Raw genomic sequence first — 15990 nt, 5'->3', positions numbered from 1 at the left:
TTGTCATCCGGGTCCAAAACCCCGGTATCCGTTCGGGCCTGATGGAAAAGAAAGGGGCGATCCTACTCTAACCCGGTCCCTTAACGACCGGCGGTTTCGCGATCCGTCCCCTTCCGCCCGGACCGGGGTGGCCACCCCGGTCCGGGCAATCCAGCATGGCCCAAACGGACGGTAATGTCATAAGACAAGCAGTTTCCGATTCATCAAGTGATTCCAACTGATTGGAAAACGCACCAGGTCACGCGACCTGGCGGGTCTCCACCGCCTGCGCCTCGGCGCGGGTGACGATCGGGCGGAACACGAGGTTGAGCAGCATCTGCTCCTGGCTCGGCACGGCAGGCACGATCATGAAACCTTCCGGCGCCGCGATCCGGTAGAGCCCCGGGGCCACTTCCTCCATGCCGTCGGTAACCGTGGCCACCGGCGTGGCCTCTTCCGCCGTAAGGCTGTTGGCAGGCTGCAAGCTGATCTCCTCGAACTGCACGAACTGGAACAGGCGGCCCAGGAACAGGCCGATCGAGAACTGGCCCATGCCCACCGGCACGATGGCGCGGAAGAACCCGTCGGCGGTGCGGTGGGCGCCGACCGTCTTGGCCGCGCTTTCACCGCCGCCGTAGACCTGGATCGGCAGTTGCAGCGCATCGATGTCGACATCGCCCTTGGCGAGTTCGAGGTTGAAACGGCGGATGCCGAAGACCGAGAGATTGAGCGGCAGGCCGAACTGCTGGAGTTCGCCCGGCAGGTACATGCGCTGGGCATTGCGCATGTAGAAGAAGCCGCGGCGCCGGATGCTCTTCTGCGCCGCCTCGAGGTTCGACATCTCCAGCATGTCGTCGACGCCGAAGTTCGCGTCGTGACTGAAGGTCTTGAGCATCTCGACTTCCGCCTCGACCGGCATCAGCAACAGGCGGCTCATCACCCCCATGGCGGCACGGCGGCGGCTGTCGCTATCGTCGGAGCGCGGCGGCCGGACAAAGCCGGTGCCGACACCGCGAATGAAGTCGACGCAGGCCGCCTGCCCGCGCTCGCGGCAGTCGCTCTGGGCGGCGGGGACCGAAGCGGCCTCGCGCACCGGGGTGCCGTCCGCCGCGTAGTCGAGCGCCGAACCGACCGACATGGTGCTGAACTGCTCGATCACCGAGATCGAGTTGAACACCGTCGAAAGCACGTTGTAGTCGTAGTTGCGGGTGTCGAAGTAGCCCTTCTTGTCGAGCCCCGACGGCGTCGTCTCGCGCAGCAGCATGTAGCGGCCGGCGACATCGAGCTTCATGCCCTTGCGCAGCCGCGCCTCGGCCGCGTTCTGCACCGAACCGTTGTAGCCAAGGTCGATCAGCATCACCGTGTCGCCCTGCTCGACGCCGATGCTGCGCAAGTGGCGGAACATGCGCTCGCCGAACTCGGCCGATCGCTTGAGCACTTTCTTGAGGTTGTGCGCCTGCATCACCCGCTTGCCGAAGCCCGCAAGGTCGCCCTCCAGCAACGCTTCGGTTTCCGCCTCGTCGAACAGCAACTGGCGCGCGCAGATGCGCGCCTTGTCGAGCGTCTTCTGGATATGCGGCACCAGCCAGGGCGTCATGTGCCGGCGCACCGCGGCCTCGTCGACAAAGCTTGCGGCAACCGCGATGACGCGGCTGATGGTGGCCTCGGTCGCGCGGTCCGCCCAGTCGGGATAGAGCGCGGCAAAGGCCTTGGCGGGAAGATGGCCATCGCGCTGGAGGAACAGCAGCTTCACCGGCCGCCCGCTCGCCGCTTCCATCGCCTCGGCCTCCTCGCGGATCCACGAGGCAAAACCATGCATGATCGGGCCAAGCACGTCGTGGCCGAAGGCATAGACCGGGTCGGCATCCCCCCGCAGCGCGATCTGCGCCCGGTGGGGCTGATAGACCGGCACGGTCACGCGGGTGGCGGGATCGATCATGCTCGACGCCGCCGCTTCCATGCGCAGACGCTGCTGGGCCTGGGTGTCGAACTGCACGAGATGGACGCTGGGAATGCCGAGCTTGCGCGGCGAGGTGAGGTCGGCGACGAAATTGTCGCCGACATGCAGCATCTGCTCGGGCTTGATCCCCAGTTCCTTCAGCACGAAGCGGAACAGGCCGCCATGCTTGCCCACGCCATATTCGCACGAGCAGAAGATGCGGTCGATCATCGCCGCAAGGTCCGCCCCGCCGACTTGTGCGATCAGGGCGCGCAGGCGCTTTTCCGAAAGGTAGGTGTCCGAGACGATGATGACCTTGAGCCCGCGCCGCTTGGCCTCGACGATCAGCTGGCGGGTGGGCTCGAAGGCGAAGCAGTGGCGTGCCTCGGCATCGAGTTCGGCCTGCACCATCGCGGCCTGCGCGGCCTTGCCCGCACGCGGCGAGAGCTCGGCATGGATCTCGTCGAGCGTGACCTCGAAGCGGCGATGGCGATCGGGCGCGGCGACCCGCGCGGCGCTTTCGGCCTGGCGGCGCGGGCCCATCGCCCCGCCCGCCACCGGCAGGTCGGCAAACAGGTCCTGCGGGGACTGGGTATTGCGCCAGATCAGCGTGTCGAAGCAGTCGAGCGAGAGATAGCGAAGGTTCAGGTCACCGGGCACGACGTCAAAAAGCTTGGGCAGGGTCGCGGCGCGGATGGAAGTCTTGGACATGGCATCCCTCGGATAAGGACTGGCGGAGCGGGAACGGGTCCCGGTTCACGGGCTTGGCTCAATATAGAGGGATTGCCGGGGCTCCGGCCCCGCCGGAACGACACAGGCAAAATTTGCCGCACCGGACCACCGTCCGCCCGATCGTTATCCTATAATTGAGCCAGTCGAGTAACGCGCGCCTTTCCCCGGAGCGGCGCTTCACGCGGATCGCCGCCTGCTGCGCGGCGATCCGCAACGGGAGAATTCGAGCCGCCATGAGCATCCATGACGCCAGCGCCATCGTATCGCGCCTCGGCCCCTGCCGCATCGCGCTGGACCTGGCCGCCCATGGCCGGCTGGCGCAGGAACTGGCGCTGCTGGGCTGCGAGATCCACGCCCTGGGTGCCGACACTCCCGCCGCCGGCAGCGCCTACCTCGAATGGCCGCCGGCCGGCGGCGAGGCGGCCTTTGCCGAGCGCCTGCGCAGCCTCGGCAGCGCCGAGCGGCTGGTCCTGCGCGCCGCCGCCGGGAACCGTTCGCGTATCGAAGGCATCGTGCTGGGCGAGGGCTGGAGCCGCCATCCCGGCGACATGACCCTGCCCGACTATGCCCAGCGCACGGGCCACGCCCTGCCGGCCCTGAGCTTCTACGAGCGCCGTGCAAGCGGCGATGGCGGCGGCCTGCTCTCCCGTCCCGGCATCGACGCCGACGACATGATCGCCCGCTTCGTGCTGGCCGCCGATCAGGTACGCGGCGGCGACACCGTGCTGGTCGACGGCGCCGATGCCGCCGATGGCGCCCGCATCGTCGCCGCGCTGAGCCAGGCCGCACGCGTGCTGACCGGCAGCGAATACGCGGCGATCACGCCGCATTCGCTCGACAGCGTGGTCGCCGTCCAGCCGGACACCGCGGCGGGCTGGGAAGCCCTGCTCGATCGCTACCTGAACCTGCTCAAGTTCGATGGCCGGCTGATCCTCGCGATCCGCCGCGCCGCCGCGCCGCATGAACCGCTGCCCGAGGGTTGGCCGGAATTGAGCGCGGCGCTCTCCAGCCGCTTCCTCATCGAGATGCGCCACGAACAAGGCCTGCTCACGCAGGACCCGATCGGCCCGCGCGCCTTCATGCCGGTCCCGCTCGGCGGCAACAGCACCGGCCCCTGGCTGCTGGTGCTGGCCTCGGCCAACCCCCTGGCGGGCGCCGGGCACCGCGATGCCTACCGCCCTGCCGCGCTTGACGGAGGTGCCAGCGACGCCGCGATCCCGGTCCTGGCCGATTTCGGCAATGCCTATGACAATCCCTGGCTCTACCGCCCGATGGTGCAGATGGGCGAACGGCTGCGCAACGACGAGACCCTCGCCCGCCTCGCCGAACATGTCGTGAGCAACACCCGCCCCGGTTCGGCGGATCAGGGCGCGGCGCTCACCGTCTATGGCTACCGCGTGCTGGAAACCCGCGCCGGCAGCCAGGCAGGACCGCTGATCGACGCCATCACCAGCTATGTCGAGGCGCCGGAGACCAACGGGCCGGAGGTACCGCCCCATGTCGCGCGCTGGAAGATCTCGCTGGCGTTCCTGGCCGGACGCCTCTGCGAACTCGTCGGCGACCGGGCCTCGGCCCGGCGCTGGTACCGCGCCGCGGCGGACGCCGACTGGGCCCGCTTCTCGCCGATCCTCGCCACCAAGGCGGTCGGCGCGGCTTTCTACGAGGCCCGCCTGGACATTGCCGAGGGCGAGGTCGAGGCGGCCCGCGAAGCGCTGCAACGCGGCCTCGCGGTAGCCCTCGCGGCAGCTGCCAGCCCCCACGCCGAGCACATGGGCGATCCCGCCCGGCCGTTGCCGTTCTACCTTACCGAACTGGCCGAAGTGATCGACATGGGCTCGCAGTGTGCCAATGCGCTCGCCAAGCTCCCGCTGCTGGAGCGCGACCCCGGCCTGTTCTGGCGCCAGGTCGACGTGCGCCGTTTCGGGCTCGCTACCTGGAACACCGACCTGCAGCGCGAAAACCTGCAGCTTCAGGCCGCGCTGGCTGGAGCGCAGCCATGCTGAACGCCGCCATCTCCGCCTTCGACCGCGCGGACACCGCCGCTGTCCACGAGGATCCCCGCACCCAGTGGTTCCGCGAGGTGCTGGCCGCCGAGCGCGATGCACTAAGCCACTTCCTGCGTGCCGATCATGCCGCCATGGCTGCCGTCGTCGCCCTGCTCGCCGCGCAGCAGCGGCCGGTGGTCTGCCTCGGCATCGGCAAGTCGGGCCTGGTCGCGGCAAAAGTGGCGGCAACCTTCTCCAGCCTCGGCACCGCCGCGTTCTTTCTCAATGCCGCCGAGGCCGCGCATGGCGATCTTGGCGCGGTGCAGACCGAAAACGTCGTGCTGCTGTTCTCCAACAGCGGTTCGACCGAGGAGATCATGCGCATCCTGCCGATCCTCAAGGCGCGCCAGTGCCCGCTGATCGGCGTGATCGGCCGCGCCCGCTCGCCGCTGGCGCAAGTGGTCGACCATCTCGTGCTGATGGACCTTGAGGGCGAGGCCGACCACATCGGCATGGCCCCCACCTCCAGCACGACCCTGCAGATGGCGATCGGCGATGCCCTTGCCGTCGCCGCCAGCCGTGCGCGGGGCTTCACCCGCGAGGATTTCCTGCGCCACCACCCCGCCGGGCTGCTCGGCCGCCACATGATCCCGGTGCGCCACCTGATGCGCAAGGGCGCTGACCTGCCGACCGTATCCCCCGATGCCAGCGTGGCCGAGATGATCGCGGTGATCTCCGCCGGGTGCATGGGCGCGGTCTGCGTGGTCGACCAGGACAACCGCCTGCTCGGCCTTGTCGTCGACGGCGACGTGCGCCGCCTGATCGAGGCCCGCCGCGACCTCTACGCCGCCCGCACCGCCGACGTCATGAAGACCGGCCCCGTGGTGATCGGCGAGGACGGCGTCGTCGCCGATGTCCTGCTGCTGCTGCAGGAGGCCGGTCGCCCGCTTTCGGTAGTGCCCGTCGTGGACGGCGAAGGGCGCCTTTCCGGCATGATCCAGAGCTACGAATTGCTGCGTCCCTGACCGGCGCGAACCGACACCACTTCAACCGGGGGAATTGAAATGATCGCTACCATCCTAGACACCGGCTTCCGCATCGACGAAACCCTGCGGGCGAGGATCGCCGGCTTCAACCGCCGCGACGACGTCGCCACGCTGATCCGCCCCGGCGGCATCGGCATCGAACTGGGCGTCGCCGCGGGCGATTTCTCGCAGCGCATCTTCGAGCGTTCGCAGATCGGCTACCTGTTCAGCGTCGATGCCTGGGCGGGCGACCGCGGCCACGGCACCGCGCAGTACATGGAGGCGATCGTGCGCCTCAACGCCTACCGCGACCGCAACTCGATCCTGCGCATGCGCTTCGACGAGGCCTCGCACCTGTTCGGCGAGGACTCGCTCGATTTCATCTATGTCGACGGCTACGCCCACAACGGCGAGGAAGGCGGCAAGACCTTCTGGGAATGGTACCCCAAGCTCAAGCAGGGCGGCATCATCGCCGGCGACGACTACCATGCCGACTGGCCGCTGGTGGTCTCCGCGGTCGACGACTTCGTCGCCCGCAACGGCCTCGAACTTTTCGTGATCGAATGCAGCGAGGACAGCTGGAACTCGCGCTACCCGACCTGGTTCGCGTTCAAGCCCTGAGCCCCCGGAGTCGCCGTCGATGAGCGCCGCCATCGTCATCCCCGCCCGCTTCGGCTCCTCCCGCCTGCCGGGAAAGCCCATGCTGGCGATTGCCGGCATGACCATGCTGGAGCGGGTCTGGCGCATCGCCAGCGCCGTTCCCGGCGTCTCGCGCGTGGTGATCTGCACCGAGGACCGCCGCATCGCCGAGCACGCCGCCGTGTTCGGCGGCGAGGCGGTGCTGACGTCGCCGACCTGCCGCAACGGTACCGAGCGCATGGCCGAGGCGGCGGCAAGCGCGGGCATCACCGAGACCGCGCTCATCAACCTCCAGGGCGATGCGGTGCTGACGCCGCCGTGGGTCCTGGCGGCAATGGTCGCGGAATTCGCAGGCGCCAGCGATACCGCGGCCGACAGCGAGCCGGACTTCGACATCGTCACCCCGGCGGTCGCGCTCGGCAAGGACGAACTGGCCGCGTTCAAGGCCCACAAGGCAGTCGCCCCCGCCAGCGGCACTACCGTGACGTTCGACCGGCACCGCAATGCGCTCTACTTTTCCAAGCAGATCATCCCCTTCGTGCGCACGGCGGGAATGGCGCCGGTCTATCGCCACATCGGCCTCTACGGCTTCACCGCCGGGAGCCTTGCCCGCTATGTCGCGCTGCCGCCCTCGCCGCTCGAACTGACCGAGGGGCTGGAGCAATTGCGCGCGCTCGAAAACGGCATGACCATCCGTGTCGTCCCGGTCGACTACCGGGGCCGCACCCATGCCTCGGTCGATGCGCCCGAAGATGTGCCGCTGGTCGAGGCGATCATCGCCCGCGAAGGCGAACTGGCGCGCTGACATGCGGCTGATCCTCGCCCGCCACGGCAATACCTTCGGCCCCGAAGACCGCGTCATCTGGGTCGGCGCCCGCAGCGACCTGCCGCTGGTCGGCAAGGGCCGCGCACAGGCCGCCGCCATCGGCAAGGCCCTCCTGTCGCGCGGCATGGTGCCCACACGCATCCATGCCGGGCCGCTGCAACGCACGGTGCAGACCGCCGCCATCGCCGCCGAGGCCATGGGGCTCTGCGCCGCTGCGCTGACCATCGCCCCCGAACTGCGCGAGATCGACTATGGCTGCTGGGAAGGCCGCTCCAACGCCGAGATCCGCGCAGCGCACGGCGACAGGGCCATCGACGGCTGGCAGCAGGACAGCCGGTTTCCGCAAGGCTTCGGCTGGAGCCCGCCAGAGGGCGAGATCCGCGCCCAGTGGCAGGCCTTCCTCGCCCGCCTGCAGCTGGACCGCGAGGAGACCGTGCTGGTGGTTTCCAGCAACGGCATCTACCGGGTCATCGCGCAAGGCTTCGGCATACCCGCAGCCGCTGCCAAGATGGATACCGGAGCGCTTTCCGTCCTGCATTTCTCCCAAGACCGGATCGCGGTCGCGTGCTGGAACACGGCGCCCGGCGATCTCCCCCATTCCTGACAGCAAAGCAGCATGACCATGGCCCCTGTCCCGCCCCGCAGCTTCACCATCCGCGACGACATCGAGATCGGCGGCGACGCGCCCTTCGTGCTGATCGCCGGCCCTTGCCAGATCGAGGGCCGCGACCACGCGCTGTTCATGGCCGAACGGATCGCCGAGGCCTGCGCCCCGACCGGCACCCGCTTCGTCTACAAGTCGAGCTTCGACAAGGCCAACCGCTCCTCGCTGTCCACCGCGCGCGGCGTCGGACTGGAGGAAGGGCTCGCGGTGCTCGACGCGGTCAGGCAGGGTTTCGGCTGCCCGGTGCTCACCGACGTCCACGAAGCCGCGCAGTGCGAGGCGGTGAAGGACGTGGTGGACGTGATCCAGATCCCCGCCTTCCTCTGCCGCCAGACCGACCTGCTGCTTGCCGCCGGCGCCACCGGGCGCGTCGTTAACGTCAAGAAAGGCCAGTTCCTCGCCCCCTGGGACATGCAGAACGTCGCCGACAAGATCGCCAGCACCGGCAACGAGCGGATCATCCTGTGCGACCGGGGTACCAGCTTCGGCTACAACACCCTGGTATCGGACTTTCGCGGCCTGCCGATCATGGCGCGCACCGGCTACCCGGTGATGTTCGACGCCACCCACAGCGTCCAGCAACCCGGCGGCCTTGGCGCGACTTCGGGCGGACAGCGCGAATTCGCGCCAGTGCTGGCCCGCGCCGCCTGTGCGGTGGGGGTTTCGGCAGTGTTCATCGAGACTCACGAAGACCCGGACAATGCCCCCTCGGACGGGCCCAACATGATCCCGATCGGCGAGATGAAGAACCTCATCGGCACCTTGCGGGCGCTCGATGCCATCGCCAAGGGCCTCGGCTGAATTTCATGCCTCGCCCTGCAGCCTGAACGCCAAACCATAACAAAGAGGCATGGACAATGTCGACGGCGGGGCTTCAAGGGCGTAGCCTGGGGCTCGATACCGGGGGCTGGAACTGCACCGGAGGCCCAGCATGCCCAACGCCCACAACGCCATCGCCACGGTATCCCTGCGCGGGACGCTGGAGGAAAAGCTCAAGGCCGCCGCCGATGCCGGGCTCGCATCCGTCGAGATCTTCGAAAACGACCTGATCGGCTCGGCCCTGCGCCCCGCGCAAGTGCGCGCGATGATGGCGGACCTCGGCATCCGCTGCTCGCTCTACCAGCCGTTCCGCGATTTCGAAGGCATGCCCGGCGCGCTGCGCCAGCGCGCCATGGACCGCGCCGAGCGCAAGTTCGACCTCATGGCCGAACTCGATACCGACCGCATCCTCGTCTGCTCCAACTGCTCGCCCCACGCGCTGGGCGAGCGCGAGCGTATCGTCGACGACTTCCGGGACCTTGGCGAACGGGCCGCCGCGCGCGACATCCTGGTCGGTTACGAAGCGCTTGCCTGGGGCCGCCACGTCAACGACCACCGCGAGGCCTGGTCGATCGTCAAGGAGGTCGATCACCCCGCCATCGGCATCATCCTCGACAGCTTCCATTCGCTCTCGCGCCGCATCCCGAGCGAAAGCATCCGCGAGATCCCCGGCGACAAGATCGTCTACGTCCAGCTCGCCGACGCCCCGCTGCTCGACATGGACCTGCTCTACTGGAGCCGCCACTTCCGCAACCTGCCGGGGCAAGGCGGACTGGACCTGCCCGGCTACGTCGCCGAGATCCTGCGCACCGGCTATCGGGGTCCGCTCTCGCTGGAAATCTTCAACGACCGCTTCCGCTCGACCTCCTCGCGCCTGGTGGCGCAGGACGGCCACCGCTCGCTCGAATACGTACGCGATGCCGCCCGGCGCCTGCTTGCCCAGCCGGCCGACATCCCCCCGCCACAGCCGCCGCTGGGCGCCGAGTTCGTGGAATTCACCGCCGCCGGAGAAGACGCCGCCCGCCTTGGCGCGACTTTCGCATCGCTAGGGTTCAGCGAGATCGGCCGCCACCGCACCAAGAAAGTCACCCGCTGGCGGCAGGGCAACGTCAACCTTGTCATCAATGCCGAGGCCAAGGGCTTCGCCAAGTCCTATCGCATCGTCCACGGCCCCTCGATCTGCGCGATCGGCGTGCGGGTGAAGGACGCCGAGGCGGTGATGCGTCGCGCCGCCGCGCTGGGCATCCGCGCCTATAGCCCGGAAGGCCGCCCCGGCCGCATGGCAATGCCGGCGCTGCGCGGCGTGGGCGGCAGCCTTGTCTACCTTGTCGAGGATGACGGCGCCGAAGCGCTCTGGGCCCGCGAGTTCGAAGCCCGCCCGCAGCCGGAATCCGGCAGCGAGGCCGAAACCGCAGCGCGCGTGCGCGACATCGACCACCTCGCCGCCGTCGTCCACAACGACGAGTTCCTCTCGTGGCAGCTCTACTGGCGCGCGCTGTTCGGCCTTGAAGGCCGCGATGCCAACGACGTGATCGATCCCTCCGGCCTTGTCCATAGCCAGGCGCTGCAATCACCCGACGGCACTTTCCGCCTCACCCTCAACGCTTCCGACGCGCGCGAGACGCTGTCCTCGCGCTTCCTGGCACAAGGCATGGGCGGCGGCTTCCAGCACGTGGCGATCACCTGCGACGACATCATGGCCACCGCCGCCGAGACCCGCGCCCGCGGCGCCGCGATGCTCGAGATCCCCGCCAACTACTACGACGACCTCGTCGCCCGTTTCGGCTTCGACGACGCGGCCGCGAGGCACATGCAGCAGGGCGGCGTGCTCTATGACGAGGACGGCTCCGGCAATACCTACCGGCAGCTCTACAGCCGCGCCTTCGACAAGCTGTTCTTCTTCGAGTTCGTAGAACGCGGGGGAACTTACGCCGGTTACGGAGCGCCCAATGCCGGGATCAGGCTGGCCGCGCAAAACCGGTTCCGGACACCGGAAGCCGTGGCGGAATAGGCGGGCGGCCGTTTCAGACCGAGGCAGGGGGCCATGCTCCCTGCCCTTACGCCGCCGCGAAGTCCGCCAGCATGCGCCGACTGTCCGGCTCGCGCGCCGTGAACAGCGCAAAGGCGTGCGCCGCCTGCATCACCGCCATGCCGCCGCCGTTGAGCGTCGCGCAGCCGATCGCCTTTGCCGCCAGCAGCAATTGGGTTTCGAGCGGGAAATAGATCACGTCCGAGACCCACATGCGCGGCTCCAGCAAGGCCGGATCGAATGGCAGGCCGGGATGGCTGAGCATGCCGACGGGCGATGCCTGTACGGCGCCATCGACCCCGGCCAGCGCCGCGGCGGGCGACGCCGCCGCCACGACCTCGGCCTCGGGGAACAACGCGCCCAGCCGGGCGGCCAGCGCTTGCGCGCGGTCGCTCGCCGGATCGAAGATGGCCAGCCGCCGCGCGCCGAGGTCGAGATGGGCATAGCCCACCGCCGCCGCGGCGCCGCCCGCACCGATCATCGCCACCTTGCCGCGCGGCAGCACGCCCAGTCCGGCCAGGAAATGCGCGCGGTAGCCCGACCAGTCGGTATTGTCGCCATAAGTCCGGCCGTCCCGGAACAGCACGGTATTGACCGCGCCGAGCCGCACGGCGGCATCGGACAGTTCATCGAGCAGGGGCACCACCGCCTGCTTGAAGGGATGGGTGACGTTGAGCCCGTCGAACCCGAGCGAGGCCAGCATGGCGAGGAACTGGCCGAGATCCCCGGCTCCGAAACCCACGGCCTCGCTATCGAGAATGCGATAGACCATCGGCAGACCCAGTGCGCGGGCTTCGCGCTCATGCATCTCGGGGCTGCGCGATCCGCCGATACCCGAGCCGACAAGGCCGCAGAGGATGGACGCGCGGGCGGGCGCCGAAACGGCGACAGGGGGCTGCAACATGATTTCGGTCCTTGGGACGTGTTCTGAAACGGCGGCGCGGCAAATGCCTGGGATATGTCCCAGGCATTGCGTCAGCCCTTGGCGGGCAACCTGATGAAGGTGACGCAGATCCCCGCCACGACCGCGGGAACCGCGAAGATCGCGAAGATCACCGGCAACGGCACCTTCTCGGCGAGCAGCACACCGCCCAGCATCGGGCCGATCACGGCACCGATGCGCCCCACGCCCATCGCCCAGCCGAGCCCGGTGCTGCGCACGGAAGGCGGGTAGAAGCTGGTGGCGAGCGGATAGCAGCCATTGAAGCCGCCCTGGATGAAGGCGCCGATCAGGAAGGCGACCAGCAGCGTCGCCGCGATCGGCATGGCGATGGCGCCAAAGACGACCAGCGCCGCCGCCGCGCAGACCATAAAGACGAGGATCAGGCGGCGCAGGTCGACATGGGTGGCGATCAGGCCCAGCGCGGTGATGCCGACAAAGGCACCGATGTTGTAGACCGCGCCCGCATAGATCGCCTGCGTGGCGGGCAGGCCGGCCTCCACCGCCAGCTTGGGGATCCAGCTGATCACGAAATAGAGCGTCATGAAACCGAAGATGGTCGCCATCCACAGCAGGATCGTACCGGCACGGCGCCCTTCGCCCAGCACCCCGCGCAGGCCGACGTCCCCGCGCTCGGCCACGCGGCGCTCGGGCAGCGCCTCCAGCGGATCGCGACCGAGCGAGACCAGCAGCCGGTTGACCTGCGGCAGGGCGCCGCGCGGCTGGCGGGAGAGGAGGAAGTCGATGGATTCGGGCAGCAGCACCCAGACCAGCGGCAGCGAGACCGTGCACAGGATCGCCGCGCCCAGCAGCATGGCCTGCCAGCCGTGAACGTCGATCTGGCGCGCAACGATGAAGCCGGTCAGCGTCGCACCCACGGGATAGCCCGCCTGCAGGAATCCGACCGCGAACGTGCGGTACCTGGCCGGCGCATATTCGGCGGTCAACGCCGCCATCGTCGCCAGCACGGTGCCGATCCCGATGCCCACGAGGAAACGCGAGGCGACGAGCTCGGCAATGCTGGTGGCCAGTGCCGAGCCGAACATCGCGGTCGCCATCATCACCAACGAGGCGATGATCAGCTTGCGGCGGCCAAAGCGGTCGGCCATCGGCGCGACCAGCAAGCCGCCCGCAGCCATGCCGGCAAGGCTGGAGCTGAACACCACGCCCAGGCTCTCCGGGCTGATCTTCCAGTCGGCCGACAGCGCCGGCGCGATGTAGGAGAGGATCAGCACGTCCATGCCGTCGAGCATGTTGAGCACGAAGCAGACCGCCACGACAAGGATCTGCCGCGCAGTCCAGCCATCGGCATCCGACGCCACGGGCTTGCCACTGACAGTCACGTAAGGGCGCACGGACACCGATCCGGCTGCGGAATATGTCGCCATGGTCTTGCCTCTTCCCATGCTCGGCCGTGCTTGACCGCACGACGTGTTTTCTCCGGCGAACCGATGCCGGACTCGCGCCCCGCGATCATTCTTCCCGTCGCGGACACAAGCAGGGTGTTGTAAGGGCCGCGGCTTTGCCAGTGCGCATGGCGTGGTCGATCATACCGTTATGTTATGTACCAGAGGGACGCCGCGCCCTGGGCAGATTGAGCAGGATATTGCGCGCGATTTCCTCGAAAGTCTCGCCGATGATGGGCCGCGCCGCCTCGATGTTGCGGCTGATGTAGACCGGCAGCACACCCGGCGCGTCGAACTCCAGAAAGCGCACGCCATCGGCATGGGCCTGCATCGCGGTGAAGCTGTCGACCAGCGCCAGCCCCATCCCATTGGCGACAAATGCCACCGCCGTTTCGGCAAAACGCACGTAAGTGGCGACTTCCAACTCCTCCCCCGCCGCGGCGTACATCTCCGCAATGATGCGCCCATGCGGGGTATCATGACGGAACGACTGGATGCCCTCGCCGCGAATATCGGCCACCGAGATGCGCGCGCGCCCGACCAGCGGGTGATCGGCTGGCACCGCGCAGACCATCCGCCCGCTGCCGATGCGACTCGAGAGTACGTTGGGGTGGTCGATGGGGAATACCGTCAGGGCATAGTCCCCGCGCTGAAGCGCCAGATAGTCGTCCGCCTGCTCGACCGAGAGAATGTCGAACTGGATGGTGAGACCGGGATAGTTCGCGGTCAGCCGCGAGAGCATCTGCGGCACCACCGAATGCCCGAGCGAGGGCGAGGCGCCAACCCGGAAGGTCCGGTCGCTGCCCTTGGCGAGGCGCTGCACGACATGTTCGAGATCGGCGAAGCCCTTGTAGACATGCTCGATTTCCTCGAACAGCGCGCGCGCCTCCTGCGTGGGCACCAACCGGCCGCGCGTGCGGTCGAACAGGCGGAAGCGCAGCCGGTCCTCGATATGCGCGAGCATGCGGCTGAGCCCGGGCTGGGACGTCCCCAACATGCGCGCCGCCCCGCTCACCGTCTTGGTGATCATGACGGCGCGAAAAATCTCGATCTGCCTGATCGTCAGCATGGCTCCGGCTAGCACGCGGCGGGAGCCGGGCCAATCCGGCTGATGATGTGTCTGAAAATCCGGACGGACCGGAAAGACTGGCGGAGCGGGAGGCCCCTACATTTTTCCCATAAACATTTGTAAATTAAGAATTTTACGAACAAACAAGCGGGCCTGAACCATAGACCATACCATATACCGGGTCCGCAGGGGTCGGCGATCCATCTACGATCATCGACACCTACGGCCGTAACTACCTATTGGAAGATCGGATCATTCGAGACAGACTGTTTGGCGAATTTGATCACTTCATCGTTCAAAAACTGTCCTGAACAAGCACTTACAACCTCAAACGGCAGAAGCTCCAACTCACTCCGCGCAAACTCGAATGCGTCCATCATGGAGTGATCAGAGTTAGGCGGCGGAGGCTCAACTGCGATTAGCACGTTCCCCGGCATGATACGCTGACGGTCGATCAGGATGCCAAGCCTCTTCCTCCAATGAGCGCCATGGTCGAGGACGGCCAAAGGCGATTTTTGAGAGAATGCGAGCGGCTTGATAGCGCGCAGCTCCTTCCCTTTGTCAAAGGCCAAGGGAAAGTTCACGGGAACAACATCATCATTCAACCTTATCGAATGAAAATAATTTATTCCAGCACGCCTAAGCTCACGACGGATATCCTTTACAAGAAGTTCCTCACGCGAGGACACAACAACGTCTCGCTTTACAAATCGTCCGTATAGCTTTTCGACGACGTCATCTAATTCGAGGTGATACTCAACGATTCTAGGTTGGCTGAATACTACACTGGACTCACGCCGCCTCACTAGATCGTCGAAAATCGCTCCACCCGCCATTTTCGTGAAAGTCGGCAGAAATTCAGTTGCGCGCGACAACTCGACGTCGAGGTACGCTATTACCTCATCGTAAGCCTCATATGCGATTTGATCAAAGAAGTGCTTCACCCTCGGAAATCTACGCGGCGCCAGCTTATAGGCCAACAAACCATCGTTGAGTCGTGTCACCACGACTCCGATGTTGGCGAACTCTTCCGTTTCGGCAAACGGCCGAAAACGAATTACAGAATATTTGAAAACTGCATTCACGAGAGCTCATCCCAAAATTCTGAGCCATCCACGCGCTCTAATGCCTCTAACGCATGATCGACGAAATCAGGTTCCTCCTCAAGCCATTCATCCGGCAGGCTATCGGATATGTTTTGCACCTTGTCTCGCGCACGAAGCATCGACGCTTTCAGATTTTCCGAGAATTGTAGCCTTCCATCCAAATTGCGCCACGACGGATAGCCGACGTGGGTCGACAAATCGTCGACCGAGTATGACGGTGAAAATGCTAAATTGTGGTCAATCACCACAAGCTCTTTTTCCTTCGCACCGAGGTTCACGAGGAGGTTCACATTCCCACCGTGCTCGGTGAGAGTTCTGTCACCGTTCCGCACCCAATGGTCGAACACATACACGCTAGCGAGCAACCTCGCAGGGAAATCCGTACGCATTACGATCAAGAAATTGTCTACCGGCTCTTTCCAGAGAGAAGCAAAGGCAGGCTGCGCACCGATCCTCCTGATGTTTGGTTCATCTCCCGACTGGAAAATCATCGCGGCGGACAGGTTAGCTATTGAAAAATCAGGAATTGGCAGCCCAATTTCTCTTCCTACCACGCCGGAAATGACTTCAGCGATTTTTCCCTTCGCGAGGGCGCCCCTACCTTTGACGCAATAGGTGAGGTCGTCGTCCAGGACACAAAGGACTGGCTCCGTCATTCCGCTATCGATTGGTCGAATAATCTCAACAATGCGGTGATGATCGAGATCGATGGTCATTTTGGGGTGCTAGCACTGATTGATACGCACAGGGAGTCGCAAGTTTCCAATCGCTTGACGATCCCACACCAGCGATTTGATACATCGAGCCAAGAGCGGGACCGGCTATTGCGTGG

13 protein-coding genes are annotated in these 15990 nt (G+C 66.3%); 7 read left to right on the top strand and 6 right to left on the bottom strand.

All coding sequences use genetic code 11. The features are described 5' to 3' along the window. Positions 1 to 238: 238 nt before the first annotated feature. The gene (locus CA833_RS10130) at positions 239 to 2629 is read right to left on the bottom strand and encodes an HAD family hydrolase (RefSeq protein WP_207077947.1); all 2391 of its coding nucleotides are present in this window, start codon (positions 2627 to 2629) and stop codon (positions 239 to 241) included. Positions 2630 to 2883: 254 nt separating this feature from the next. Between CA833_RS10130 and CA833_RS10125 the strand changes: the two genes are divergently transcribed. The 7 genes from CA833_RS10125 (at position 2884) to CA833_RS10095 (ending at position 10619) form a co-directional block, all read left to right on the top strand. Then, on the top strand, positions 2884 to 4653 hold the full coding sequence (locus CA833_RS10125) for a hypothetical protein (protein WP_207077946.1): 1770 nt from the start codon (positions 2884 to 2886) through the stop codon (positions 4651 to 4653). Next, a complete protein-coding gene (locus tag CA833_RS10120; protein WP_207077945.1) occupies positions 4647 to 5660 on the top strand; it encodes an SIS domain-containing protein in 1014 nt (337 codons plus the stop codon). The genes CA833_RS10125 and CA833_RS10120 overlap by 7 nt, the downstream gene beginning before the upstream one ends. Positions 5661 to 5699: 39 nt before the next feature. Beyond that, positions 5700 to 6281, top strand: a complete 582-nt coding sequence (locus CA833_RS10115; RefSeq protein ID WP_207077944.1) for a class I SAM-dependent methyltransferase — start codon at positions 5700 to 5702, stop codon at positions 6279 to 6281. Between the two features lie 19 nt (positions 6282 to 6300). Further along, positions 6301 to 7104, top strand: coding sequence for a 3-deoxy-manno-octulosonate cytidylyltransferase (locus tag CA833_RS10110; protein ID WP_207077943.1), 804 nt, complete (start codon positions 6301 to 6303; stop codon positions 7102 to 7104). 1 nt (position 7105) lies between these two features. Then, on the top strand, positions 7106 to 7729 hold the full coding sequence (locus CA833_RS10105) for a histidine phosphatase family protein (protein WP_207077942.1): 624 nt from the start codon (positions 7106 to 7108) through the stop codon (positions 7727 to 7729). Between the two features lie 18 nt (positions 7730 to 7747). Further along, entirely contained in the window at positions 7748 to 8590 is an 843-nt protein-coding gene (gene kdsA, locus CA833_RS10100) for a 3-deoxy-8-phosphooctulonate synthase (protein ID WP_207080041.1), read from the top strand. A gap of 130 nt (positions 8591 to 8720) precedes the next feature. Further along, a complete protein-coding gene (locus tag CA833_RS10095; protein WP_207077941.1) occupies positions 8721 to 10619 on the top strand; it encodes a bifunctional sugar phosphate isomerase/epimerase/4-hydroxyphenylpyruvate dioxygenase family protein in 1899 nt (632 codons plus the stop codon). Between the two features lie 46 nt (positions 10620 to 10665). Here CA833_RS10095 and CA833_RS10090 read toward each other — a convergent pair whose 3' ends face one another. From CA833_RS10090 to CA833_RS10070, 5 genes are all read right to left on the bottom strand, one after another. Beyond that, the gene (locus CA833_RS10090; protein ID WP_207077940.1) at positions 10666 to 11541 is read right to left on the bottom strand and encodes a shikimate dehydrogenase; all 876 of its coding nucleotides are present in this window, start codon (positions 11539 to 11541) and stop codon (positions 10666 to 10668) included. Between the two features lie 71 nt (positions 11542 to 11612). Further along, complete coding sequence (locus tag CA833_RS10085) at positions 11613 to 12965, bottom strand: MFS transporter (RefSeq protein WP_207077939.1); 1353 nt, start codon at positions 12963 to 12965, stop codon at positions 11613 to 11615. A 172-nt stretch (positions 12966 to 13137) separates the two neighbouring features. Beyond that, a complete protein-coding gene (locus CA833_RS10080; RefSeq protein WP_207077938.1) occupies positions 13138 to 14052 on the bottom strand; it encodes a LysR family transcriptional regulator in 915 nt (304 codons plus the stop codon). 236 nt (positions 14053 to 14288) lie between these two features. Beyond that, positions 14289 to 15137, bottom strand: a complete 849-nt coding sequence (locus CA833_RS10075; RefSeq protein WP_207077937.1) for a DUF3037 domain-containing protein — start codon at positions 15135 to 15137, stop codon at positions 14289 to 14291. Further along, positions 15134 to 15874: a HipA family kinase gene (locus CA833_RS10070; protein WP_207077936.1), complete on the bottom strand. Its 741-nt coding sequence runs from the start codon at positions 15872 to 15874 to the stop codon at positions 15134 to 15136. The genes CA833_RS10075 and CA833_RS10070 overlap by 4 nt, the downstream gene beginning before the upstream one ends. Positions 15875 to 15990: the final 116 nt, after the last annotated feature.

Source organism: Novosphingobium sp. KA1 (assembly GCF_017309955.1).
Lineage (GTDB): Bacteria > Pseudomonadota > Alphaproteobacteria > Sphingomonadales > Sphingomonadaceae > Novosphingobium.
The sequence above is the reverse complement of the archived record's forward strand: the minus strand, read 5'-3'. Positions and strand labels throughout refer to the sequence as shown.